Origin of the sequence: Bacillus sp. SIMBA_026, assembly GCF_046535335.1 — a bacterium.
Taxonomy (GTDB): Bacteria; Bacillota; Bacilli; order Bacillales; family Bacillaceae; genus Bacillus; species Bacillus velezensis.
In genome coordinates, this window is sequence record NZ_JAWRWX010000001.1 from 1,318,719 (window position 1) to 1,342,309 (window position 23,591).

Annotated in this window: 26 protein-coding genes, 1 other RNA gene and 1 pseudogene; 5 read left to right on the top strand and 23 right to left on the bottom strand. The window is 45.7% G+C overall.

Annotated elements, in window-relative coordinates; all coding sequences use genetic code 11:
* Window positions 1–61: 61 nt before the first annotated feature.
* The 8 genes and pseudogenes from rnpB to SB847_RS06305 all read right to left on the bottom strand — a co-directional run bounded on the left by rnpB (window position 62) and on the right by SB847_RS06305 (window position 6,173).
* Window positions 62–443: RNase P RNA component class B (rnpB, locus tag SB847_RS06270), an RNA gene on the bottom strand.
* Between the two features lie 55 nt (window positions 444–498).
* Entirely contained in the window at window positions 499–798 is a 300-nt protein-coding gene (gene gpsB / locus SB847_RS06275; RefSeq protein WP_003153541.1) for a cell division regulator GpsB, read from the bottom strand.
* Window positions 799–877: 79 nt separating this feature from the next.
* On the bottom strand, window positions 878–1,426 hold the full coding sequence (locus SB847_RS06280) for an SLOG family protein (protein WP_410561690.1): 549 nt from the start codon (window positions 1,424–1,426) through the stop codon (window positions 878–880).
* A gap of 88 nt (window positions 1,427–1,514) precedes the next feature.
* Entirely contained in the window at window positions 1,515–1,751 is a 237-nt protein-coding gene (gene cotD / locus SB847_RS06285) for a spore coat protein CotD (RefSeq protein WP_003153539.1), read from the bottom strand.
* Window positions 1,752–1,834: 83 nt separating this feature from the next.
* Window positions 1,835–1,942 (bottom strand): annotated as a pseudogene (locus SB847_RS06290) (hypothetical protein); the annotation flags it as partial.
* A 121-nt stretch (window positions 1,943–2,063) separates the two neighbouring features.
* Window positions 2,064–3,302, bottom strand: coding sequence for a ribonuclease H-like domain-containing protein (locus SB847_RS06295; RefSeq protein ID WP_038458947.1), 1,239 nt, complete (start codon window positions 3,300–3,302; stop codon window positions 2,064–2,066).
* A 19-nt stretch (window positions 3,303–3,321) separates the two neighbouring features.
* On the bottom strand, window positions 3,322–5,568 hold the full coding sequence (locus tag SB847_RS06300) for a DEAD/DEAH box helicase (protein WP_410561685.1): 2,247 nt from the start codon (window positions 5,566–5,568) through the stop codon (window positions 3,322–3,324).
* Window positions 5,569–5,666: 98 nt separating this feature from the next.
* Complete coding sequence (locus tag SB847_RS06305; RefSeq protein ID WP_012117833.1) at window positions 5,667–6,173, bottom strand: PTS sugar transporter subunit IIA; 507 nt, start codon at window positions 6,171–6,173, stop codon at window positions 5,667–5,669.
* Window positions 6,174–6,311: 138 nt separating this feature from the next.
* On the opposite strand from SB847_RS06305, the gene SB847_RS06310 reads away from it, so the two are divergent.
* Window positions 6,312–6,725, top strand: coding sequence for an Hsp20/alpha crystallin family protein (locus SB847_RS06310; RefSeq protein ID WP_410561681.1), 414 nt, complete (start codon window positions 6,312–6,314; stop codon window positions 6,723–6,725).
* A gap of 29 nt (window positions 6,726–6,754) precedes the next feature.
* Here SB847_RS06310 and SB847_RS06315 read toward each other — a convergent pair whose 3' ends face one another.
* Window positions 6,755–7,222, bottom strand: coding sequence for a YppG family protein (locus SB847_RS06315; RefSeq protein ID WP_410577475.1), 468 nt, complete (start codon window positions 7,220–7,222; stop codon window positions 6,755–6,757).
* A gap of 186 nt (window positions 7,223–7,408) precedes the next feature.
* Between SB847_RS06315 and SB847_RS06320 the strand changes: the two genes are divergently transcribed.
* Window positions 7,409–7,591, top strand: coding sequence for a YppF family protein (locus SB847_RS06320; RefSeq protein WP_003153532.1), 183 nt, complete (start codon window positions 7,409–7,411; stop codon window positions 7,589–7,591).
* Between the two features lie 38 nt (window positions 7,592–7,629).
* Here SB847_RS06320 and SB847_RS06325 read toward each other — a convergent pair whose 3' ends face one another.
* Together SB847_RS06325 and SB847_RS06330 are read right to left on the bottom strand one after the other, a co-directional pair.
* On the bottom strand, window positions 7,630–7,998 hold the full coding sequence (locus tag SB847_RS06325) for a YppE family protein (RefSeq protein WP_029326132.1): 369 nt from the start codon (window positions 7,996–7,998) through the stop codon (window positions 7,630–7,632).
* A 45-nt stretch (window positions 7,999–8,043) separates the two neighbouring features.
* Window positions 8,044–8,289, bottom strand: a complete 246-nt coding sequence (locus SB847_RS06330) for a DUF5446 family protein (protein WP_014418233.1) — start codon at window positions 8,287–8,289, stop codon at window positions 8,044–8,046.
* A gap of 205 nt (window positions 8,290–8,494) precedes the next feature.
* Here SB847_RS06330 and sspM point away from each other — a divergent pair, with 205 nt between their 5' ends.
* Entirely contained in the window at window positions 8,495–8,599 is a 105-nt protein-coding gene (gene sspM, locus SB847_RS06335; protein ID WP_410561673.1) for an acid-soluble spore protein SspM, read from the top strand.
* A gap of 43 nt (window positions 8,600–8,642) precedes the next feature.
* Here sspM and SB847_RS06340 read toward each other — a convergent pair whose 3' ends face one another.
* Window positions 8,643–9,605, bottom strand: coding sequence for a DUF2515 domain-containing protein (locus SB847_RS06340; protein WP_410561670.1), 963 nt, complete (start codon window positions 9,603–9,605; stop codon window positions 8,643–8,645).
* Window positions 9,606–9,646: 41 nt separating this feature from the next.
* On the opposite strand from SB847_RS06340, the gene recU reads away from it, so the two are divergent.
* Window positions 9,647–10,255: a Holliday junction resolvase RecU gene (gene recU, locus SB847_RS06345; protein ID WP_012117837.1), complete on the top strand. Its 609-nt coding sequence runs from the start codon at window positions 9,647–9,649 to the stop codon at window positions 10,253–10,255.
* 38 nt (window positions 10,256–10,293) lie between these two features.
* Window positions 10,294–13,077 carry a PBP1A family penicillin-binding protein gene (locus tag SB847_RS06350; RefSeq protein ID WP_410561666.1) on the top strand — a complete coding sequence of 928 codons (2,784 nt, stop codon included), beginning with the start codon at window positions 10,294–10,296 and terminating at the stop codon, window positions 13,075–13,077.
* Window positions 13,078–13,154: 77 nt separating this feature from the next.
* Here SB847_RS06350 and SB847_RS06355 read toward each other — a convergent pair whose 3' ends face one another.
* The 11 genes from SB847_RS06355 to panB form a co-directional block, all read right to left on the bottom strand.
* Window positions 13,155–13,646, bottom strand: coding sequence for a YpoC family protein (locus SB847_RS06355; RefSeq protein ID WP_007612186.1), 492 nt, complete (start codon window positions 13,644–13,646; stop codon window positions 13,155–13,157).
* Window positions 13,643–14,302 (bottom strand): endonuclease III, encoded by a 660-nt coding sequence (gene nth, locus SB847_RS06360; protein ID WP_007612187.1) that lies wholly within the window; start codon window positions 14,300–14,302, stop codon window positions 13,643–13,645. The genes SB847_RS06355 and nth overlap by 4 nt, the downstream gene beginning before the upstream one ends.
* 18 nt (window positions 14,303–14,320) lie before the next feature.
* Complete coding sequence (gene dnaD, locus SB847_RS06365; RefSeq protein WP_003153516.1) at window positions 14,321–15,019, bottom strand: DNA replication protein DnaD; 699 nt, start codon at window positions 15,017–15,019, stop codon at window positions 14,321–14,323.
* Window positions 15,020–15,113: 94 nt separating this feature from the next.
* Window positions 15,114–16,406: an asparagine--tRNA ligase gene (asnS, locus tag SB847_RS06370; protein WP_003153515.1), complete on the bottom strand. Its 1,293-nt coding sequence runs from the start codon at window positions 16,404–16,406 to the stop codon at window positions 15,114–15,116.
* Between the two features lie 134 nt (window positions 16,407–16,540).
* A complete protein-coding gene (locus SB847_RS06375) occupies window positions 16,541–17,722 on the bottom strand; it encodes a pyridoxal phosphate-dependent aminotransferase (RefSeq protein WP_007612190.1) in 1,182 nt (393 codons plus the stop codon).
* A gap of 22 nt (window positions 17,723–17,744) precedes the next feature.
* Complete coding sequence (gene tseB, locus SB847_RS06380; protein WP_224182275.1) at window positions 17,745–18,230, bottom strand: cell wall elongation/penicillin-binding protein regulator TseB; 486 nt, start codon at window positions 18,228–18,230, stop codon at window positions 17,745–17,747.
* A 9-nt stretch (window positions 18,231–18,239) separates the two neighbouring features.
* Complete coding sequence (locus SB847_RS06385; RefSeq protein ID WP_003153512.1) at window positions 18,240–18,410, bottom strand: YpmA family protein; 171 nt, start codon at window positions 18,408–18,410, stop codon at window positions 18,240–18,242.
* Between the two features lie 147 nt (window positions 18,411–18,557).
* A complete protein-coding gene (gene dinG, locus SB847_RS06390) occupies window positions 18,558–21,344 on the bottom strand; it encodes an ATP-dependent DNA helicase DinG (protein WP_410561661.1) in 2,787 nt (928 codons plus the stop codon).
* 121 nt (window positions 21,345–21,465) lie between these two features.
* Window positions 21,466–21,849, bottom strand: a complete 384-nt coding sequence (gene panD, locus SB847_RS06395) for an aspartate 1-decarboxylase (RefSeq protein WP_216061700.1) — start codon at window positions 21,847–21,849, stop codon at window positions 21,466–21,468.
* 1 nt (window position 21,850) lies between these two features.
* Entirely contained in the window at window positions 21,851–22,711 is an 861-nt protein-coding gene (panC, locus tag SB847_RS06400) for a pantoate--beta-alanine ligase (protein WP_045208029.1), read from the bottom strand.
* A gap of 3 nt (window positions 22,712–22,714) precedes the next feature.
* Window positions 22,715–23,548 (bottom strand): 3-methyl-2-oxobutanoate hydroxymethyltransferase, encoded by an 834-nt coding sequence (gene panB, locus SB847_RS06405; RefSeq protein WP_007409480.1) that lies wholly within the window; start codon window positions 23,546–23,548, stop codon window positions 22,715–22,717.
* Window positions 23,549–23,591: the final 43 nt, after the last annotated feature.

The following is a 23,591-nucleotide window of genomic DNA, read 5'->3' on the forward strand; positions in this document are numbered from 1 at the left end:
TCAAGATAAAAGCTCCCCTTTAAAGGAGAGCTCTAATTTGTCATATCAATAATGTTTAACGTTCTGTAAGCCATGTTTTGTTCCGTCGTACTGCAATCGGCTCATCACCTCGTACTCAGGCGGCAATCATCTATCTACAGAAAGCATTCTGTCCTTCTATCTGTTCAATTCCTTCAAGAAGGTTCCCCTACCAAAATTTGGGTTTCTCGCTCGAGGGGTTTACCGCGTTCCACTCTCACCATTTCTGATGAGACTTCGTCACTGTGGCACTTTCAAGGATACTCAGCCATATCCGGAGACGTAGGCTTTTTTCCTGCCGTCAGCCTATCAAGGCTGCCCTAGCTTATTTCTTCGCTAGGCACGAACACTACGGGCATCTCAGCACCGTGCGAGCATGGACTTTCCTCTACAGATTCAAAGATCTGCAGCGATTACCCGAACGTTAAGAACACTTGTTCATTATAAAGCAACTTGTCTCATTTGACAAGTGCTTCTGCCTTATTCGTCATAAAGTTTGCTGCCGAATACATGTTTCTCAAGGTTGGACAGCCTTTTCAGAATGTCAAAGTTGGTTGTATTGGACTGCACCGGCTGTTTTTTGCTTGCTTCTTCAAGCTGTTTTTTCAGCTGCAGATTTTCTTGCTGCAGTTCTTCAATTTCTTGATGAAAGGTTTCATAATCCTTAATAATCATATCTAAAAATTTGTCAACGTCTTCTTGTCTGTAACCTCTAACGCCTGTTTTAAATTCTTTTTCCAAAATGTCTTTCGCAGAAAGCTTTACTTTATCAGCAAGCATCTTTTTCACCTCATATCGTGAATCATCATGTTATATTTTATTCAGAAACACGTCCCGTTGTCAAATATTCTCTGACGTGTTATGTAAAGAAATCTTCTTCTTCAACGGCAGCACGGAGATCATCCATCGTAATTGAATAAATCGGATATCCGTTTGTTTCACGGCGTTTTTCTGCCTGCTGCAGCATATATTTCGGCGATCCTTCCATTTCAGGGTCATATAAAAGCAAAAGCGCATCTGACTTTTCAATAAAGAACGCGTTTTTCTGCCGGAATTGGAGCGGACTTTCGTACGGCCGATGCGTCAGGCTCTCCTCATAATCTGCCTGAGCAAGCACCGCTTCATACATTTCTTTATTCGGATCCTTCCACTTTTCCTCCTGGCCGTAGAAAGGTGTGATAACGGCAACCTTTAATTTCGGATACTCTTCTCTGAGATCGTACGCCGTTTCTGCCGCCCAAAGCTCAGTCCCCAGCTGTCCGGATATGAGAATCCATTCCAAGCCTTCGTCAATAAAGCTTCTGAGTCTCGTTTCTATCGCCTTTTTTATATAAACAAGCGCCCGGTCATCCTGTTTAAAAATCCCGAGTTCAAACGGCTTGTATCCTGTTACGGCTAATACTTTCAATTGATCACCTGCTTAAAAAATGGGGCTCCCCATCGGGCCCCATTTTGATTTGCTGATATCCTAACCGATCTTGCTTAAGCGTTCAATACTAATGATCGCAGCAAGGGCTTCCGCACTGAAAATGCTGGTGAGTTGTCGGGTCAACATTTGAAAAAGTGTGCGGATAGTAATGAACGTGCTCAAAGTTGTGGTGATTTACGTTAGTTGTATGTTGCGGATGAATATGCGGCACAACCGTGTTAGAAAAGCAATGGTGTTCACAGCAATGAGTCGGATGGACAATCGGCGGCATCACGTTTGGTCTGCAACAATGATGATGAAACATGCTAAATCCCCTCTCCATTAACTTTTATTACACTGTTAGGTTATGAAGAAAAGAGGGTACATGTTCTAATTCAATCACCCAATTTAAAAGTGCGTCAGCAAACTGTCTTTAAAATTCGAAAATACAAACGCAATCAAAAAAACCACGACAAAGAACAAGTAAAAAACACCTTTATACATACCAACTCTCCCCTATAAATAACTAACGCTATTTTACAAGATGCGGCACCATTCTACAACAAAATCGATGCGGATTCAGAAAAAAATATTTTTGGCGAAACAGCTCGGCTTTTGCGCTTTCCCGGGCAATATTTCAAGAGGAATATTTCCTCTTGAGCCGGGCAATTCTCACATGGAGCTTCTCGGCTTCTTTTTCCGATATTTCCCCGTCTTCTGCCGCCTGCTGCGCGACCTGCAGAGCTTTTTTGTAATCTTTTGCGTGATGCTCAAAATAGATCGCCAGCTCTACCGCTGATTGGTGTCTGCATATGTGAAGAGCAGAGCCCGTCAGTTTCTCCCAAAGGGGCACGGCGTCTTGCCTGCGGTTTTGTTTTTTATAAAGCATTGCTAAGTCAAAAAGGGCCCGATCCGAATCTTCAAAGGCTTTGCCTTGCAGCGCTTCCAGCTGTGAAACAGCCCGATCGGTTTCTTTATGAGCGATAAACCATTTCGCCATGGCGTATGCTTCCTGACGTTCTGACGTTTGATCAGAAGATGCAAAAATCTTTTTTGACATATGGATGTAAAGAGCGATGAGGGAAAGCACATCTTGTTCATTATGTGAGAGCACTCCCTTTAAAAGAGCCGGGTCCTCCGCCTTTAAAAATTGAAAATACAGCATCGGCGCCAAATAACCAGGTGTGTCTTCGTCCCTTTTAAAAGCAAGCTCTTCATTTTCAACCGCTGAAAGCGATACACGCTCTAATTTATGTTTCCAAAGCCGTCTCGCCCCGTGCAGAAGATCAAAGTGACCGAAGTCAGGAAGTTTCGGAAGCCTGTCCCGCAGCAATGTATGCCTAGTTTTTACCTGAGGCCAGTCAAAGGCTTTTCCGTTATACGTAACAAGGGACGTAATGTCAACCTCACTTAAAAAGCTTTTGTAAAGAGCCGTCTCGTTTCCCGGTTTAGGAAGCAGATGCTGTTTAACCGCGACACGGTCTTCATACACTCTTGCATGGCCGAGCAAAAAGATCATATTGCCGGCCCCGCCGCCAAGGCCGGTCGTTTCAGTATCAAAGAAGAACAGCTGGCTTTTTTCGTATCCTTCTGCTGATAAAGTATGTGTCAAACCGCCTTTATTCCATAATGCCATGACGTCATCAAGTTCACTGAAGCTGTACCGTCCGTGACGGTGCGAAAGCGGATAGACGGTTTCGCGGATAAGACAGTATTCATCCTCAAAAAAGAAAGGCTTCACTCCGAATGCCTCCCATTCTTCTCTAAATGGGACTTGAATATCCGGGACCGAAAGTTGTGAAGCTGCCGGCTTTTTTTCAGCTTCCGGCACATTCAGGTGGTTTTTCATCCGCTTTAATTTATTTTTCAAGGACATCTTTCGTCCCCCTTTTCTTTTACACGTAATTCAAGAGCCGGAGTATCGCTTTCTTTGCATCTATTCCTTCTATTTCGGAACCGATGCAGGAAGGACACCCGTCTTGACATGGACATTGTCTGATCAGGCGCTCAGCCCCTTCAGTGATTTCATCAAATCGCTTATATACTTCATCAGCAAGTCCGATTCCGCCCGGATAATGATCATACAGAAAGATTGTCGGAAGTCCGGTATGTGCAGCTTTGATTTGCGGCACGACATGCACGTCATTTCGGTCGCACATGACGTATACAGGCACGATATGCTGCAGGACGTGGGCAATGCCTAAAAGCAGCTGTTCAAGCGTTTTTTCGCCGATCTCCGAATCCGGCTCTTTCAATTCAAGCCAGGCAGCACTGGTATGCAGTTCTTCTTCTGGAAGATGAATCGGCCCTGATCCTATATTTTCAAATGTCGTCATTTTAATTTTTTTAAATATTGTCGGAAGTGCGTTCACGGTTACATCGCCGAAATGTAAGGCCGTTTTCTTTCTGCTGTCCGTTCTGTCAATGTCCAGCACTTTCAGCTGCACCGCTAAATTGGCATCTGTATAATATTCGACATCGACCTTTCGCACGTACGCCTTTTTATGATCCCAATCAAGCTTTTCAACCTGATACTGCACCCCTTCATGAAGATAAATCGCTTCATCATGAAGAAGCGTCATCGCGCTGAAGCGGTCCATTTCTCCGATGATTTTTACATCAGCCGTCTCTGACCGGTCAACGATGACCACGTTTTCCTGTGACGCCGAACGGAGACTGATGTTGGAGGCGGGAAAAGATTCGCTCGCCCAGTGATAGCGTTCGCGGTTTTCGTGAAGCACCCCTTCTTCCTCTAAATACTCAAGAATGTCTCTTGCATCATTTTCTCCGAATGTTTCATCGGCTCTGAAAGGCAGCTCATACGCGGCGCATTTCAGGTGATCGACCAGTATAATGAGATTATCGGGATTAATCCTTGCAGATTCAGGCGAGCGTTTAAAGAAATAATCAGGATGGCGCACAATATATTGGTCAATCGGATCAGAGTTCGCCACCATCACGATAAGCGCCTCTCCCTGCCGCCGTCCGGCCCGGCCCGCCTGCTGCCATGCGCTCGCGACACTGCCCGGGTACCCCGTCATCACGCAGACCTGAAGCTGGCCGATATCAACGCCGAGCTCCAGCGCGTTTGTGCTGACAACGCCGAGAATGCTGCCGTCTCTTAACCCCCGCTCTATTTCTCTTCTTTCTTTCGGAAGATATCCGCCGCGATAACCTCTGACAGACTTTGAGCCGATTTCTTTTTTTACGATCTCCTGAATGTGGCTTAAAATAATTTCAACCCGCACACGGCTTCTGGCAAAAACAATCGTCTGGATCTTATTTTTCAAAAAAGTTTTGGCAAGCTTGTTCACTTCCACGGTGGCACTTTTTCGAATATGCAGCGGTTTATTTACAATCGGAGGATTGTAAAAAGCAAAGTGCTTTCTTCCGGCCGGGGCTCCGTTGTCGTCAATCAGGCGCACAGATTTTCCCGTCAGCTGCTCCGCCAACTCCCTCGGATTGGCGATTGTGGCGGATGTGCAGATAAATGACGGCTTGCTTCCGTAAAAAGCGCAGATTCTCATTAAACGGCGGATGACGTTCGCCACATGGCTGCCGAATACGCCCCGGTACGTATGTAATTCATCAATGACGATATATTTCAGGTTTTCAAACAGACTCACCCATTTTGTATGGTGGGGAAGAATGGCTGAATGAAGCATATCAGGGTTTGTAATCACAATATGCCCGGCCTTTCTGACTTTCTGCCTGATGGCCGGAGACGTATCTCCGTCATAGGTGAAGCTTTTAATGTCCATGCCCGTCTCGTCTATGATTTCGTTCAGCTCGCTTTTTTGATCCTGCGCGAGCGCCTTTGTCGGAAATAAATAAAGCGCGCGGCTTGAGGCATCTTCCGCGATAGACTGAAGAACCGGAAGATTATAGCACAGTGTTTTTCCGGAGGCCGTCGGTGTGACAGCCACAATGCTTTCTCCGTTTTGAACCGTCTGAAAAGCGGAGTATTGATGTGTAAAGAGCCGCTTAATCCCCCTCTTTTCGAGAGCCGCCCGAATGTTCGGATCTACTTGCTCCGGCATCGGCATGGTTTTCGCCTCCCGCGGTTCCTCTTCATGCCAATGCACAATATTTTCATGATTTTTTAATTCCTGTATCAGTTCGCTCAGTGATTTTTTCTTCATCGTTCACACCTCTTTATGAGGTACAGTTTACCGAATATTTGTTTGCCTGGCTAGATGAAAATCCTGCACAAGAAAAAAAGCAGGGAATCAGCCCCTGCCTACTTCATTTTTATCGTAAAAAGCTCTGTTTGTCCTTTTTTCGCTTCATTTGCGCCTGCAAATTGCAAAGGTTCTGCGGCATCGCCATTCATAATCACCATAGGGATGACGGTGCTGCTTGCTTTTTCTTTTATTAAATCCAGCCGGCACGTTAAAAGCAGATCGCCTGTTTTCACTTTGTCTCCTTCTTTTACATGCGCTTCAAAGCCTTCACCGTTCATATTGACGGTATCCAAACCGACATGTATCAAAAGTTCCGCTCCGGAAAGGGTGCGGATGCCGACAGCATGTTTTGTATGGAACAGCTGAATCACTTCTCCCTCAACCGGTGAAACAATGTCTCCGTTTGCAGGCTCGACGGCAATCCCGTCCCCCATCATTTTTTGTGAAAATACGGGATCCGGCACTGAAGCCAAATCCATCACCGCTCCGTCAGCCGGAGAAAAAATCACTTCCTCGGCCGGCTTTTTCCGGCTGTCTCCCAATCCGAATAATTTTTTCAGCAATGTGTTGTGCTCCCCTTCCTAAATGTGAATCCGTTACCAGTTTATTCTCCACTATTTAACCATACTTTCTTTTTTCCTTCAATTCTTAACCATACGGCTTAACATCGCATAGTCTGTTTGTAAAAAGGCGGTGGTCATATGGATCAATCACAAAACGATAAACTTGATCCGCAAAGAAATGAGGACATCATCAGCCATGCGATGGACCAATTTTTTCACTCAGGTCCCTTCGCAGAATTGATGCAGGGTTTTCAGCACCTTGTCAATTCGGCTTTTATTGAAGCGCAAGTGACGATTGACGTCAGAGAAGAGCCGACGGGCCTCGCGGTTGATATCGGCGTTCCCGAGACGTTCCGTGACGGGGATATGCTGGTGGAAACGAAAGGGTGCTACCTTCACGTTACAATCCGCTACGATCATAAACAGGCTCATTCATCCCATGTGTCTTCAAGCATGACAAGAACCGTTGTCCTCCCGTATAAGGTGAGTGAAGAAGATATGGAAACATCCTGGAATGAACAGACGCTTACCCTCTTTTTCCCTAAAAAATAAGCATGAATGATGGATATCATTCATGCTTTTTATTTGAAGATACTGGTGAGGCCTTTCACCAGCGATCCGACCTGATTTACGGCGCTTACCATCTGCCCCGTTGTATCCATCATTTTATTAAAGTCAAACTGTCCGTTCGTTTTTTTAAACTGGGAGAGTATGCCTGAGAATTGGGAAGACTGCTGCTGATTCGGTCTGGGAACGGGGTAAGGATTCACAAACCCCGGCTGCCCCCCGGACATGGCTGCCTGAGGAGGAGGGGGAGCAAACGGCTGCTGCATATGACCGTATTCCTGATTCGGATAAAATTGCTGCGGGTACTGTCCTTGCTGTTGATATGGCGGCGGCTGTAATGGCTGTATCTGCTGCGGATACGGCGGCTGTAATGGCTGTATCTGCTGCGGACTCGGCTGCTGCAGCGGCTGTATCTGCTGCGGGTAGAAATATCCCGCCGGCTGCTGGTACATATTTTGATAGGGCTGCGCTCTCCATTGCATATGACATTCCCCCTTGTCTCTCACTAAGCTTCTGCTATATATGTATGAATTCCGCCTTGGTTATGTGCTTTCGGAGATTCTGATCTTTGTCAAATGCTGTCGAAAGTCTTAATTTTTTAAAAACAGAAAAAAGTCGAATCGTTATGTTACCATAATCTCAACATACATGAGAGGGGATGCACCATTATGAACGTATCATACTTAAGAAAGCGTTTTGCTGAAGTGAAAAAATATGAAACAGATTGTGCAGATAAACTGATGGACTTTGCAAAATTCCTCTATATTCAAGGCCATCTCACCGCAACCGAATTTCGAAACAGTATGAAGGTTCTCGAAGCAAGTGGAGCAGAAAACCCGGCGTATGAATAACATACCCGACCCCTTTATATAAAAGAAGGCAGCCGTTTTCAGCTGCCTTCTTTTTCAATTTCATCCCTTAATATACGAAGCGTATATAAAACAGATTCAGTTAAATCCCTGTATCTTTTTTTATGAATATGATGAACATATGATTGGAGCATCAGCTCTCCGAAATTTTCTGTAACGGCCTGAATTTGTGCGTGATGAACGTATTTCGGACGGTTTTCCTGAATAAACGCAAGCGCTGCTTCTGTCCAAAGCGCGCAAAGCCGGTCTCTTTTTCCAACATCGGGTTTAATAATCTCAAAAAAATCATATGAACGGCCTGACTCTTTTCCATCCTGATACCTTTTTTCGGCTTCCAGAACCGCCTCTATCATTTGTTCTGTCAGCTCCAATAACGACTGTGTCTGCAAACGGACTCACCTCAGTACATATGGTACCAAAGTTTTTGCATAAAATCAGCTGATCCGGCAGGCTCTCGGCAAATCCTTTTTACGCCGGTCAGCCAAAAACAGGTCATCAATACAAACATGAAGCTCCCGCGCCTCTTCCTCAAGGCGGGAAAGTTTCTCCTGCCTGATTTCTTCAGCTTCCGCCTGACAGGATCTGACTGCTTGGGTAAGCGTCTTTTCAGCAGCAGAAATCCGGATTTCGATATCAGAAAGCAGACGGAGAATATCAGCCTTGCTCGTGTAAACAGACATTCATGTTCCTCCCTTTTATCACTTGCGTCTCTTTAGAATATAATTCTCGTTTTCATACCGCTCTCCTCTGCACATGACAAAACTAGAAGCAGTTCGGCAAACAAACAGAGATTATCCTAAAAGGCGTGCCTTTCGACAAAAAAGTGCCGCAAACTTTGTATGAACCGGCACGTTAATGCAAACGATACAGTTGAGGAGGTGCCGTATGAAAACGAGACCGAAAAATGCAGGTAAACAGCAAAAAACCGAAACAAAAACGACTGATACGCTTGATAAAAAATTAGGCGGCCCAAACCGCCCTTCCACGTAACACATCAGCAGCCCGAAACCCCAGCGAACGGTTTCGGGCTTTTTCATTTCTTCAGCCACTCTTTAACTGCGAAGAGCACATGGAGCTCCCGTCTTTTCTGGAAGTACCAGTCCGTCAGTTCAAGCTGTTTCGGCATTTTCTCCTGTAAGAAAGCCCCTTTTCTTAACCTTTTTTGAAACCAATCCGCCTTTTCGCCGTCTAATGGGTGGGCAACAAGGGGATAGGTTGTCCTCAGCATCGGTGATGTTCTTTTTTTGATGCCGATCATTTTCTCCATATCAAAGCGTGAACCGGTATGAGGAACGGTATCAAGAAAACGGTAAAAAGAAGCGTGAAGGTCAGGGCTGAACAGAAGGCGGGCCAGCTGTTTTCCGAGCGTAATTCTTTCTTCGGTTTTCGAAAACCGTTTGACGGAAATTCCGTATAAATGTCCGTCAAATGAAGGGAATATCACCGTATTAAAATGAAACCAATCACTTAAATAAAAAGGAATCGTGCCAAAAACATTCTTTTTAAACGAAGGATTTTGTATAATAGGTGCTTGGATAGTGTTTTGTTCATTTATAATAAGAGCATACATGAGCCGTTCCGTATCTCCGTCACGCCAAAAGCGGAACCATTCTTCCTGCATAAAAGCCGAGACGCGGAAATAAGGAAGATGACGGAATAGAGGTTCGCCGATTTGTTTTGACCACTGGTAGACCAGAAGCTGAGGATAGGCATCAGAAAAAATCAGCCAATTCGCCCTTTCATACGAAAGGAAAAACCAGTTTTTCTGACTGCTGTCAAGGCCCTCCTGATAAAGGACGCCTCTTAAATCAGTCATCGACCAGCCCGCATTGCGGGACACAAAGGATGCCAAAAGCGGCCACTTGATCTCAGGATGGCGGTCATAATATGCTTTATAGGCATTCGTCCGGGAAATATTATCGGCATTTTTTATTTTCGTCTCTTTTTCGATCAGGCGAAGAATGGCGGTTACGGTCTGTCGTTTATGCACGTTCATTCACTTCCGTCACTATTAGTTTGATAAGGAGGATGGAAAAAGTGATTCGGTACCCGAATGGAAAAACTTTTCAGCCGAACAAAACGGTTTCATCCCAAAACAGCCAGAAACGGTCTCATTCATACAGTAATCGCGGCATGACCCTCGAAGACGATCTGAATGAAACGAATAAGTATTATCTGGCTAACCAAATTGCTGTCATTCACAAAAAGCCGACACCCGTCCAGATTGTAAACGTCCACTATCCGAAAAGAAGCGCCGCAGTCATTAAGGAAGCTTATTTTAAACAGTCTTCCACAACCGACTACAACGGCATTTATAAAGGACGCTACATTGATTTTGAGGCAAAAGAAACAAAAAACAAAACGGCATTTCCCCTGCAGAATTTTCATGATCATCAGATTGAGCATATGAAGCAGGTGGTCAGGCAAGACGGCATTTGTTTTGTTATTATATCCGCTTTCGGAAAGGTTTATTTCCTCGAAGCCGACAAGCTGTTTGTCTTTTGGGAGAGAAAGGAGAACAATGGCAGAAAATCAATTCGCAAAGACGAATTAGAAGATGCTTCCTTTCCGATTTCCCTTGGATACTCACCGAGAATTGATTATATTAGTATTATTGAACAGCTTTATTTTTCGCAGGAACAGTAGACTGAGCGAAAGGTTGATAAACGAAAGGTTGAGATGTTATGTCAGATCAATTTACGAGCCGTGAAGAACGCCGTAAGGCAAGGCAGACGAAAAGCACTAAGCCCTCTTCACCGAAAAAAGGCAAGAAACAGCGTAAAGGCGGTTTATTCAAAAAGATTGTGCTGTCCTTGGTTATTCTGTTTGTCCTTGGCATAGTCGGCGGAGCGGCGGCATTTGCCGTTTTGGTTTCCGGCGCGCCGTCTTTGGACGAAGCCAAGCTGAAAACGCCTTACTCTTCAACGATTTACGATAAAAACGGCAAAGAAATCGCGGAAGTGGGCGGTGAAAAACGAACCTACGTCCCGATTAAGGATATTCCTGATGTTGTGAAAGAAGCATTTATCGCAACTGAAGACGCCCGTTTTTATAAACACCACGGTATAGACCCGATCCGGATCGGAGGCGCCTTGGTCGCCAACTTTACGGATGGATTCGGTTCAGAGGGAGGAAGCACAATCACCCAGCAGGTTGTGAAAAACTCGCTTTTGACCCATCAGAAAACGATTAAACGGAAAGCACAGGAAGTGTGGCTTTCACTGCAGCTGGAGCGCCATTATTCTAAAGATGAAATCTTAGAAATGTATTTAAACAGAATTTATTTCTCACCGCGTGCCTACGGCGTCGGTAAAGCGGCTGAAGAATTCTTCGGCGTAAAAGACTTGAGCAAGCTTACGGTTGAACAGGCGGCGACGCTTGCCGGAATGCCGCAAAGCCCGACCGGATATAACCCGGTTAAAAACCCTAAGGCTTCCGAAAAACGCCGGAACATTGTTCTCAGCTTAATGGAAAAACAAGGATTCATTTCAAATTCTGAATACCAAAAAGCAAAGAAAGTGTCCATGAAAGATGAAGGCGTCGTCAGCCAAAAGCAATACGATAAAAAGGACACAAATAAATATAGCGCTTTTGTCGAAGAAGTTATGAAAGAAATTGAGACAAAAGAAAAGAAAGACGTCGATATTTCAACTGACGGACTGAAAATTTACACGACTCTTGATACGAAAGCACAAGATTATCTTGATCAATTGATGAACGGAGATACGGTCGGCTTTTCGGAAGGCATGCAGGGCGGCGTCACCCTCCTTGATACGACAAACGGGGAAATCCGCGCCATCGGACCGGGACGTAACAGAACTGTCGGGGGATTCAATTATGCAACGCAAGGTAAAACCCAGCCCGGTTCAACGATAAAACCGATTCTTGATTACGGGCCGGTCATTGAAAATAAAAAATGGTCGACGTATGAGCAGATTGACGATTCGGCTTATACGTACTCTGACGGCACACCGATTCATGATTGGGACAATAAATACAGAGGTCAGATATCTATGCGAGAGGCCCTCGCAGACTCACGTAATATTCCTGCTTTAAAAGCATACCAAGCAGCAGGAAAAGATAATGCCGTCGACTTCGCAAACGACTTAGGATTGGGATTAAACAAAGATCAAGTATATGAACCCTATTCTATCGGGGGATTTGGTGAGGGTAACCGCGGTGTATCTACTATGACCATGGCAGGCGCCTACAGTGCTTTCGGAAATAATGGAACGTACAACGAACCGCACGCGGTCACATCGATTGAATTTAATGACGGTACTAAGCTTGATTTAACACCGAAACCGAAAAGTGCTATGAGCGACTACACGGCGTTCATGGTTACAGATATGCTCAAATCAGCTGTCGAATCTGGAACAGGTAAACTGGCCCAAGTACCGAACGTGGAAGTCGCCGGTAAAACGGGTACGACTAACTTTACTAAAGAGGATATTCAAAAATATAATATTGCTCAAGGCGGAGTCCCAGACTCATGGTTTGTCGGCTATACCCCTCAATATACAGCGGCGGTTTGGACCGGAGTTGAGTCTGGCAACAAAGCAGGTAAGAAATCACTGTCTTCTGCTGACCAGCAAGTCGCAAAACGGATTTTCCAAAAGCTGATCTCTTACGTTGATGACGGTAAAGGAAGCTTCAAGCAGCCTGACAGCGTCGTCAAAGAAACAGTTGAGAAAGGCTCGAATCCTGCAGCTTTAGCCGGACCGAATACGCCGGATGATAAAAAAGTGACGGAGTACTTCGTGAAAGGAACGCAGCCAACTGCCGTTTCTAAAACGTACACGAAAGAAAAAGCCGATAAACCGACAGGATTGCAAGTGAAATACGACAAAGATAAAAAATCATTAACCTTAAGCTGGAATTATGACGGTGATGCAACATTCAATGTCAAGCAATCCGTTGACGGCGGAAGCTACAGTGACATTCAAAACAGTTCGGCAAAAGAAGCCGTCGTCCCAGATGTCACGCCAGGCTCCACATACAGCTTCCAGGTGACAGCGGAAAACGATGACGGAAAAAGCGATACGGCATCAGCATCTTTCAAAGTCCCGAAAGATGAAGAAGACGATGCAGATAAAGATAAAGCGACTGACGATGAACAGAAGTCTGATGAAGATAAAGACAAAGACAAGACGCAAACTGATGATTCAAACACAGATGACAATCAGACAGATACGCCTGACGGATCGGATCAAACACCAACTGATGACCCGGATAAAAATCAGGATCAATCCGATAAGGATCAAACAGATAACAACAATCAGAATCAGCCCGGTAACGGGACCGATAACAACGGACAGCAAGATAACGGCTCTGATAATGATTCCGATTCCGGTTCAGACGGCTCAAATAAACCCGACAGCGGTCAAACGGACAAAAACAAAGACTCATCTTCAAATATCAACGGGCAGTCCAATTCGTCAACCATCCAGTCAAACCCCGCTCATTAGCGGACGAAATCCTTCACCTCAAACAGGTGAAGGATTTTTTTCATACAAAAAAACCTCCTTATGAGAAAAGGAGGTTTTTAACATTTGTTCATGGCTTCATATTTATGATATTGTTTCTTCATCTCCGTCATCAATTCATCAAGCTGAATAAACGAGTGATATTGAGTCGGTTTTGTTAAAATAAACGCCATTCGCTCCGCCCAATTGATCGGTTCGGCGGGAAAATGCTTTGTTTCAAGCACAGACCAATCGAGTGATGTGACCCGCTCCCCTGCCGTCCAGTGAAAAGCGGCAATCAGACAGGCAATTCCCTTCAGCATGTCATTTTGATCACATCTCGATTTTCTTGTTTGAAAAACGGGAAGCAGCGTTTCTTTCGTTTCGTTCCAAATCTGAAATAGAAACGGGACATATTCGCCCCTTTCCCTCCATGGCTGCACGGTTGGCTGACCGCTGAAATCCATATACAGCGGATGGCGGCGCAGCGCCGTTTTGATCTCAAGGCTTTCCAAATCCGTAAGGCTGCGGAGGTATGTTTCATAGCCTGCCAGAATGTCAATCGCCGTCACCGTTTCACCAGCCCTTTTTTGTCACGCTTCTGCCCTTCTCTGCATAGCGGAAGCAAAGGACATTCCGCACAGCGGGGAGATTGCGCTTTACAATGATACCTGCCGAAAAATATTAATCTGTGGTGCGTAACAGACCAATCCTCTTTCGGCACTTTTTTCATTAATGTTTTCTCTACTTCCAAAACAGAGTCCTTCCAGCGGCAGATACCGAGCCGTTTAGAGACACGCTCCACATGAGTGTCTACTGCAATCGCAGGTACGCCGAAAGCAACAGACACGACCACATTTGCCGTTTTCCGTCCGACACCCGGCAGATTCACAAGCTCATCCCGGTCTTTCGGCACTTCTCCGCCGTACTCTTCGATGATCATTTTGCTCAGCTTTTGAATATTTTTGGCTTTATTACGGTACAGGCCGATTGATTTAATATCCTGCTGGAGTTCTTCCAGCGATACGGCAAGATAATCTTCGGGCCGTTTATATTTTTGAAATAGCGTTTTTGTCACTCTGTTGACGAGAGCGTCCGTACATTGCGCGGATAATGCGACTGCCACAACCAATTCGAAAGGATTTGAATGGACAAGTTCACATTCTGCGTGCGGAAACATATCGCCGATTTTTTCAAGACAATATTCAATCTGCTTTAAATTTAACACGTTTCTCCCCTTCTCATGTTATTGTTCCAGCCAATTGTAAAAAGGCACCTGCCTCGTATACTCTTTTTGCGGATCATTTTGTTTCGTTTGAACACGACGGAATTTTTGGCTGTGCGCCTTCGCCTGCTCAACCGTTTTGAAGCCGTTCTTTTTCCATTCAAATAAAATCCGGTCAATATAGCGAAAACTGAGTTTTCCCGATAAAACGGCTTCTTTTAAGGCGTGTTTAATCAGAATCGCATCATGCTGATCCTGATCCTGCCATATGGCCAGCGTCTCGCATTCAAGGGGCGACAGCGGTCTTCCGAACTCTTCTTCAAAGATGGTATACAGGCTTTTTTGTTCTCTTTCTGACGTTCTTTCCTGCGTTTCATTTTGAGAATGCTGCATGTAATCATACAGCTTCGCCCATAACGGCTGCAGAGAATATTTTTCAAACTTTATGCCGTTATGGTCTTCACATTCTTCAATAAACAGAAAACCTTTTTGAATAAACATTCTCAGGCAGCTTGTACATTCTTCAGCAGAGATGGACATGCCTGACTGAAGTTCAAACGGCGTCGGAAAATAAGAGCCTTTTTCCAAATGCATTTTAATCTTCAAAAGCAGGATCAATTCGGTTTCATTCAGCCCGAGCTGCCGGTAATGTGTCAGCAGCAGGTTGGGAATGCTTGAAATGCCGAGTTCCTGCATATCTATAAATTGCTGTTTTTTCATCCTTACACCTCTTACTGTAAAAGGTTATCTCCGGGAGCTTTCCCCTTTACTTAGAAAAAGTCTCCCTTGCAGGAGACTTCGTTTTTTAAAACTATTACGGATACAGACGGTTCAGAAGTCTCGGGAACGGAATCGTTTCACGCACGTGAGGCGCTCCGCTGATCCAAGCCACTGTCCGCTCAAGTCCAAGGCCGAAGCCGGAGTGCGGAACAGAACCGTATTGTCTGAGTTCAGCATACCATTTGTAAGCATCTGAATCCAGACCGTGTTCTTTTAATCTTTCTTCCAATAAATCCATATCATGAACGCGTTCTGAACCGCCGATGATTTCCCCGTAGCCTTCCGGAGCAATTAAGTCGGCACATAACACGACATCGTCACGATCTTTGGCAGGCTGCATATAAAACGGTTTTAATGACGTCGGGTAATGAGTGATAAACACCGGTTTGTCATAGCTTTCTGCGATCGCTGTTTCATGCGGCGCACCGAAGTCATCTCCCCACTCAATATCGTCAAAGCCTTTTTCTTTCAGGAATTCAATCGCTTTATCGTACGTAATGCGCGGGAATGGCGCTTTGATTTGTTCAAGCTTCGATGTGTCTCTTCCTAATGTGTTCAGCTCGATCTTACAATGTTCCAGCACACTTTGTACGATGTATGCAACATAATTCTCCTGAACTTCAAGGTTTTCTTCAAATTCAACAAATGCCATTTCAGGCTCAATCATCCAGAATTCGATGAGATGGCGTTTCGTTTTTGATTTTTCCGCTCTGAACGTCGGTCCGAAAGAGAATACTTTTCCGAGCGCCATTGCAGCTGCTTCCATATACAGCTGGCCGCTTTGAGACAGGAAGGCGTCTTCATCAAAATATTTCGTCGCGAACAGCTCAGTCGTGCCTTCGGGAGCGCTTCCCGTCAAAATCGGCGGATCAACTTTCACGAAGCCTTCTTTGTTGAAAAATTCATAAGTCGCACGAATGATTTCGTTGCGGATTTTCATAATTGCGTGCTGGCGTTTCGAACGGAGCCATAAATGTCTGTGATCCATTAAGAATTCCGTACCGTGCTCTTTAGGCGTAATCGGATAATCAGTCGCTTCGTGAATGACTTCAATGGATGTAACAGCAAGCTCATAGCCGAGCGGTGAACGCTCGTCCTCTTTCACAATTCCTTTTACATAAAGTGACGTTTCCTGTGTCACTGATTTCGCGATTTGGAAGATGTCTTCTTCTACTTCAGCTTTAACGACAACTCCCTGAATGAAGCCTGTACCGTCTCTCAGCTGTAAAAATGCGATTTTACCGCTTGAGCGTTTATTAGCGACCCAAGCTCCAATCGTTACTTCCTCGCCTGTGTGTTTATACACTTGGTTGATTGTTGTTTTCAAACTCTTTCCCTCCAGAACAAGAAAGACATTCAGGAATCTGCCTGAATCTCTTTTTTCATCACTTTATTATACCCGTTCTACTCTAACGGGGTCAATGCAAGTGAAAAGCGGCTTTAAAAGCCGCTTTTTCAGAATCAGCTGTGTTTTTCCGTGAAGCGGCGGATTCTTTCGACCGCTTCTTCTAAAAGATCGAGTGACGTTGCGTAAGATAAGCGGACGTTGTCCGGTGAACCGAAACCCGAGCCCGGCACGATGGCGACTTTTTCTTCTTCCAGAAGCGCCTTGACATATTCATCGACATCTTTGAATCCGCAGTTTTCTGCGGCCGCTTTGGCGTTAGGGAACAAGTAAAACGCCCCTTCAGGCTTGACACAGGTGAATCCGGGAATTTCACTGAGCTGAGCGTAAATGGTGTTCAGTCTGTGCTCAAATGCCTGTCTCATCTCTTCCAGCGGCTCAGCCGGCCCGTTATAGGCCGCAATGGCGCCGTATTGAGCGATAGACGTCGGATTTGATGTGCTGTGGCTCGCAAGGCTCGTCATCGCTTTAATAATCGTCTCCGAACCCGCCGCATAGCCGATCCTCCAGCCCGTCATGCTGTGAGATTTCGACACGCCGTTAATGATGATCGTCTGCTCTTTCAATTCATCTGAAAGCTGTGCGATTGAGACGTGTTTTTTTCCTCCGTATGTAAGCTTCTCATAAATCTCGTCAGAAACGATCAGAATGCCGTGCTCCAGACACACTTTTCCGAGTTCCGCAAGCTCTTCTTTCGTATACATAACACCTGTCGGGTTGCTCGGTGAATTGATAATGAGCGCTTTTGTTTTCTCGGTGATAGCCTGCTTCAGCTGCTCCGGTGAAATTTTAAACTGATTGGATTCCAGCCCTTCTGCATAGACGGGACGCCCCCCTGCCAGTTTCACCTGCTCAGGGTAGCTGACCCAGTAAGGAGTCGGTATAATCACTTCGTCCCCTTCATCGAGAATAACCTGAAATAATGTATACAGAGCGTGTTTCGCTCCGGTGCAGACAATGATTTCTGACGGCTTATATTCAATCCCCTGGTCGTTTTTGAATTTTTTTGCGATACTGTCTTTCAGCGCCGGCAGACCGCCTGAAGGCGTATATTTCGTATGGCCTTCATTCATGGAACGCACCGCGGCATCTATAATATGCTGAGGCGTATTAAAATCCGGTTCTCCTGCTCCGAGGCCGATGACATCATGGCCTTCTGCTTTCAGCTCTTTCGCTTTTGCAGTAATTGCTAGTGTTGCAGACGGTGTTAATGCGGATACTCTTTTTGCCAATTTCAACTTGAACTCCCCCTAATACGTCTCACGGTGTGATGTTTTTGAGAATCTTGCCGCTTGTAAAGTCCACATAGCTGAAGCTATATTGCCCGCTTTTGTTGATATAGGTCACTTCCCATAACGGAACATTGTTTTCTCTCGCCGGGTGAACGCCATTCAGCTTGGAAACAAGCCCTTCGTCCCGAACGATCTTGGCAGCCTTGCCGCTTGAAATGCCGTCACTGGCTTTTTTTGAGAGAATTTTTGCTTTTTTGTCGGCCGGAACCCATACATACATATCTTTTCCATGTTTATCCGTTCCGGTAACAACATAATATTTCTGTTTGCCGACAAAGGTCTCCACTTTCTCAGCATCTGTCAGCTCCGTTTTTTCTTTAGCGGCTGCCGCAGCTGTTTCGTGGCCTTCTTCTTTTTGAGCCATTGCAGATTTAAAAATGCTGGCCGAAAATAAAAGAACTGCTAAAAAAATAATACCAAATACGGCTGTAAATATTAATGCTTTTTTTCTCATCTTTTTCACCTATGTGCGATAAATGGTGAAGACCGCTTCATTTTGATTTTCTTCGTCGAGCGCAAGGCCGAACATCAGATTGTCCCGTTTCAAAGTCCGGTTTAATGTATCGACAATTTTATATAAATCATCTGAATGCTCCACATTAATCGTTGACAGAATTTCAATTTTACTTTCCATTTTTATACCCTCCATCGGTCGAACAAATTTTGTTAGTCATAACGGGATGCGCCCGCGGCATAATAAAATCACAAGGCGGCATGAACCCGCTTTTACTATAAAAACAATTCCTCATCCCACACCACGAAAGCCGCGTTTATGCGGCTTTTATTCCGTTTGGCTGACATAAGCCGCCATTTCGGCATCCGTCAGTTCCAAAAGAGATGAAGTCGGGAGCGCTTCAAGAAACAGCCGTCCGTATCCCGCCGTCTTTACACGCTGATCTAAAAGAACGATCGTTCCCTTGTCTCCCGCCGTACGGAGCAGGCGCCCGATCCCCTGTCTGAACGTTAACACGGCCTCAGGCAGGGAAATCGTCTGAAACGGATTTTTCCCCTGCTTCTTGGCAAATTCGCATTTTGCGGCGTGAAGCGGATTGTCAGGCGCCCTGAAAGGAAGTCTTGCGATCATGACGGTTGACAATTCATCCCCCGGAAAATCAACGCCTTCCCAGAAATGATTCGTCCCGAGCAAAATCGCCCGGCTTGCCGTTTTAAAGGTTTTCATTAATTTACCGGGACTCCCGCCCGAAATACCTTGGGCGAGAAGCTGAATGCCTGATATCTCCATACTGAGTTTCAGTTCCTGATACACTTTTTTCAGCATATCATGAGACGTAAACAGGACAAGGATCTTCGGCTGTTTTCCCTTTGACATGATTTCTGCATACTTGGCAATATGCTCAATGACTTCCCGCTCTCCGTCATATTTAACGGATTTCATCTCTTTCGGAATGATGACGTTCATCTGATCATCGTAAGAAAAAGGAGACGGGATGCTTTTGGTGCGCGGATAAAAATCCGCAAGTCCGAGCCTTTCAATCATAAATTGAAAAGACTGCTCCACCATTAAAGTCGCTGATGTGAGCACAACGCTTTTTTTGCGGGCGAAAAACTGGTCTGCAAGCATTTCACCGGGCTCCAAAGGCTGCGCATAGATGCTGACGGCATTTTTTGCGCCCTTCGCATCAATTTCAACCCAAACGGCTTCTTTCTCATCATTTTCAAACAGCAGCCTGCTGAACGTATCGCGATATTCTTTCAGCCCCCTGATACACTTTACATATTCGGCCGCTAAAAAAGCCGCTCCGCTTTTCATCTGTTCAAGCTTTTGATGTAACAGTTTCTCCTGTACTGAAAACATGTCAAGCAGCTGATCCAGCATCGCGCAAAGCCGCTCCGCTCCGTCCGTTATCATGTGAAACCCTTTATCCTGGCTTTTATGATTGAGACTATAGACGAGACGGTTCAGATCGTCTTTAGGTTTTCTTCGTTTGACAAAAGAATGCACTGAACTGAAAAATGCGTCGCTTTCCGATTGAATATGCTTCATCCACTCATCGGCGTCAAAAAAACTTTCCGCCGGCAGTTCATACGTATAAAACAGTTTTCTCATCCGCTTTAACAGTCCGTGTTCCTTTAAGGTTCCGATTCGGCTGAGCTTTGTGTGCAGTCCGATGTATGAAGCTCTCTTCCCCAGGTGCTCGCTGGCAGCGCGTTCGAAATGATGCGCTTCATCAATGATGATTGTTCCGCTTGCAGGCAGTTTTTTCGTTTCACTGCTTTGATCTGAAAACAGCAAAGCATGGTTTGTGATAATCAGATCTGCGGCCTGCGCTTTTTCTTTAGCCCGTTCATAAAACCCGGCAGCCGAGTCCTTCCCTTTTTTAAAAAAAGAATTCTCATCGTAAGCCATGCGCTCCCACAGCAATCTGCCGCCTGATGGAAGATTCAGCTCAGCGGCGTCGCCCGTTTCAGTCTCCGTCAGCCAGACGAGAAGCTGCGCTTTCGTCAAAACCGCATCATAGTTGTCATCTTCCTCATGCAGAATATGTTCAAACTTAGGCAGGCACAGATAATGTGATTTCCCTTTTAAAATAGCGGCTTTGACCGGCCAAGGAAACATACGCTCCAAAAGCGGAAGATCTTTAGACATGATCTGCTGCTGCAAAAGAGTAGAGTACGTGCTGATAATCACGGGAGTCTGCTCCGCTTTGGCAAATAAAACAGCCGGAACGAGATAACCGATCGTTTTTCCGATGCCGGGTGCCGCTTCAATCAGCGCATGCTCCCGATTGCGGAAGGCGCCAAGCACTTCATCCATCATCGAAAGCTGCCCTTTCCGCTTTTCATAGCGGGGGATGATGCCGGATAAGATCTGTTCTTTTTCTTCGTTCCACTTTTCAAGGTCAGTGGCCGCATTCACCGGACGGGAAACCGGAATGTGATCGGGCTCTTTAATTGAAAAAGAGGCGTATGGAATGCAGCTCTTTTCTTCCGCCGGCCTGCTTTCATGTATAAAAGAATCCAAAAGCAGCGTCAAATCGCTGATAAAATGCTGTGAAAGCCTTCTAAGCTGCTTTAACGTCGGTAAAGGCAAATGTTTCAGTTTATGTAAAATGTCTAAAAAGACCAGTCCCGTAACCTCCGCATCGCTGTCTGCGCGGTGAGGGCGGTCATGAACAATATTCAGCTCCGCGCACAACTCACCGAGCTTATATCCTTCAAACCCCGGGAAAACAATACGCGAAAGCTCAACCGTATCAAGCACTTCACAATCCGGCAGCTCATAGCCCGCTTCGCTCAGTTCATGCCGGACAAATCCGAGGTCGAAATGAATATTGTGGGCAACAAAATACGCGCCGTCAAGCAGATGAAAAATCTCCTCTGCGACCGCTTCAAACGGCAGTTCATTTTCAACCATTCCGGACGAAATTCCGGTCAGCTGTTCAATAAACGGCGGAATGACCTGATTCGGATTGATATATTTTGAAAACCGCTCAGTTATTTGTCCATTTTCAATGACAACCGCTGCGATTTGAATGATTTTATCGCCCTTTTTCGGCGAATTTCCTGTTGTTTCGACATCTATGACAACGAACCGTTGTTTGTTCATTAAAATGGACACCTCAATTCTTGCATACGAGAAAAGTGTAACACGTTTTGTTGAGAAATGGAGCGGAAAAACAGCTTTTGCCCCTAAATCTTAAAAGAAAACCCCCATGAAGGGGGCTCTTTTACAAAATCGTGTGTGCCGGCTCCTGGCCCAGCATCTGCTCGATTTTATTCTGATCATCCAGAACAGCCACCTTCGGCTGATGGCTTTTTGCTTCCTGATCAGACATCACTTGATAAGAAATAATAATGACTTTATCTCCTTCTTGGACGAGACGGGCGGCTGCTCCGTTTAAACAGATGACGCCGCTCCCCCGCTTACCGGGAATAATATACGTTTCAAGTCTCGCTCCGTTGTTATTATTCACAATCTGAACTTTTTCATTAGCGAGCATTCCGACGGCATCTAAAAGATCTTCATCAATCGTAATGCTGCCGACATAGTTTAAATTGGCTTCCGTCACGGTAGCGCGGTGCAGTTTTCCGGCCATCATAGTGCGGTACATATTATGATCTCTCCCATTCATCAATATCAATAATGATATTATCAATCAGTCTGGCTTTAGAAAATTGGACGGCGCAGGCCAGAATGACCTTGCCGTTTAATGTTTTAAGCGGAGTCAGCTCCGGATAAGCGTACAGTTCGGCATAATCAATGACGCCGCTTGTGTTTTCGATGATATCGGTGACGGTTTTTATAATGGTTTCCGGATTTCTTTCACCGTCTCTGATCAGTTCGGCACCTTGCTGCAATGCTTTATAGATCATCGGCGCTTCTTTGCGTTCCTGCTCAGTCAGATAGACGTTGCGAGAGCTTTTGGCAAGTCCGTCTTCTTCTCTGACCGTGTCCACTGCAACCAATTCGATATCCATAAAGAAATCCTCAATCAATCCGTCCACAACCGCTGCCTGCTGGGCATCTTTCAGGCCGAAGTAGGCGCGGGTCGGTTTAACGAGATTGAAAAACTTCGTCAGCACAGTGGCCACTCCGTCAAAATGGCCGACGCGGGAGGCGCCGCACAACACGTCAGTTCTCCTTTTCACTTGCACGGCAACATTTTGCTCGCCTTTATACATATCACTTGGAGACGGCGTAAACAAAACATCTGCCCCCGCCTGTTCTGCAAGCCGGGCATCGCGCTTTAAATCTCGCGGATATGCCTCGTAATCCTCGCCCGGTCCGAATTGAGTCGGATTGACAAAGATGCTCATCACAACAATATCGTTTTCTTTGCTTGCTTTTTCAACCAGCGTCAGATGTCCTTCATGAAGAAAACCCATTGTCGGGACGAATCCGATCGTCCGGCCTTCTGAGCGGTATTGTGCAATCAATTCTTTCAGCTGTTGAGTTTCTGTCAGTTGTTTCATCGCTTACTTTCCTCCGTACAAGCCTTGCAGCACAGTTTGGTTTATCTGAAAGGAATGCTTTTCTTCCGGGAAAACCCGTTCTTTCACATCACGGACGTAATCGCTGAGGGCCGACTCAATCGTGCCGTCGATTTTGGCGTATTGCTTCACGAACTTCGGTGTTCTGTCCACGCCGTGGCCGACGACGTCATGATAGACAAGGACTTGGCCGTCCGCTTTTGAACCGGCTCCGATTCCGATGACGGGAATGGATACTTCTTCTTTTATTTTAGCAGTCAGTTCAGCAGGCACGCATTCAAGCACGAGCATCATTGCTCCCGCCTGTTCGCATTTGATGCTGTCTTCAATGAGCTTTTTCGCACTTTGCTCATCTTTCCCCTGCACTTTATATCCGCCTAATACGCCGACAGACTGCGGTGTGAGGCCTAAATGGCTGACGACAGGAATTCCGCCGAGAGTCAGCGCGCGGATGGATTCGAAAACGCCGTCTCCGCCTTCCAGCTTTAACGCGTCCGCGCCGCTTTCCTGAATAATGGCCGCGGCGTTTTTCAATGTATCCTCTTTTGAAAGGTGGTAAGACATAAACGGCATGTCAGTTACGATAAACGTATTTTTCGCACCGCGTTTTACCGCTTTTGTATGGTGAATCATGTCACTGACCGTTACGCCGACTGTTGAATCGAGTCCGAGCACGACCATTCCGAGCGAATCCCCGACTAAAATCATGTCGACTCCCGCCTGTTCCGCAAGCTTTGCCTGCGGATAATCGTAAGCGGTCAGCATCACGATCGGCTCTCCGTTTTCCTTCATTTTCATGAAATCCAGTTTTGTTTTCATTCTGTTTCTCCTCCTCTAAACGGTGAGGAGATGAGCCGCCAAT

Coding starts and splice junctions, on each gene's coding strand:
- SB847_RS06320 (WP_003153532.1), top strand. CDS start 7,409: ATGAACGTATCATACTTAAGAAAGCGTTTTGCTGAAGTGAAAAAATAT.
- tseB (WP_224182275.1), bottom strand. CDS start 18,230: ATGAGAAAAAAAGCATTAATATTTACAGCCGTATTTGGTATTATTTTT.
- SB847_RS06340 (WP_410561670.1), bottom strand. CDS start 9,605: ATGAACGTGCATAAACGACAGACCGTAACCGCCATTCTTCGCCTGATC.
- panB (WP_007409480.1), bottom strand. CDS start 23,548: ATGAAAACAAAACTGGATTTCATGAAAATGAAGGAAAACGGAGAGCCG.
- dinG (WP_410561661.1), bottom strand. CDS start 21,344: ATGAACAAACAACGGTTCGTTGTCATAGATGTCGAAACAACAGGAAAT.
- SB847_RS06385 (WP_003153512.1), bottom strand. CDS start 18,410: ATGGAAAGTAAAATTGAAATTCTGTCAACGATTAATGTGGAGCATTCA.
- dnaD (WP_003153516.1), bottom strand. CDS start 15,019: ATGAAAAAACAGCAATTTATAGATATGCAGGAACTCGGCATTTCAAGC.
- SB847_RS06330 (WP_014418233.1), bottom strand. CDS start 8,289: ATGTCTGTTTACACGAGCAAGGCTGATATTCTCCGTCTGCTTTCTGAT.
- SB847_RS06350 (WP_410561666.1), top strand. CDS start 10,294: ATGTCAGATCAATTTACGAGCCGTGAAGAACGCCGTAAGGCAAGGCAG.
- SB847_RS06310 (WP_410561681.1), top strand. CDS start 6,312: ATGGATCAATCACAAAACGATAAACTTGATCCGCAAAGAAATGAGGAC.
- cotD (WP_003153539.1), bottom strand. CDS start 1,751: ATGTTTCATCATCATTGTTGCAGACCAAACGTGATGCCGCCGATTGTC.
- SB847_RS06315 (WP_410577475.1), bottom strand. CDS start 7,222: ATGCAATGGAGAGCGCAGCCCTATCAAAATATGTACCAGCAGCCGGCG.
- sspM (WP_410561673.1), top strand. CDS start 8,495: ATGAAAACGAGACCGAAAAATGCAGGTAAACAGCAAAAAACCGAAACA.
- SB847_RS06295 (WP_038458947.1), bottom strand. CDS start 3,302: ATGTCCTTGAAAAATAAATTAAAGCGGATGAAAAACCACCTGAATGTG.
- gpsB (WP_003153541.1), bottom strand. CDS start 798: ATGCTTGCTGATAAAGTAAAGCTTTCTGCGAAAGACATTTTGGAAAAA.
- panD (WP_216061700.1), bottom strand. CDS start 21,849: ATGTACCGCACTATGATGGCCGGAAAACTGCACCGCGCTACCGTGACG.
- SB847_RS06300 (WP_410561685.1), bottom strand. CDS start 5,568: ATGAAGAAAAAATCACTGAGCGAACTGATACAGGAATTAAAAAATCAT.
- panC (WP_045208029.1), bottom strand. CDS start 22,711: ATGAAACAACTGACAGAAACTCAACAGCTGAAAGAATTGATTGCACAA.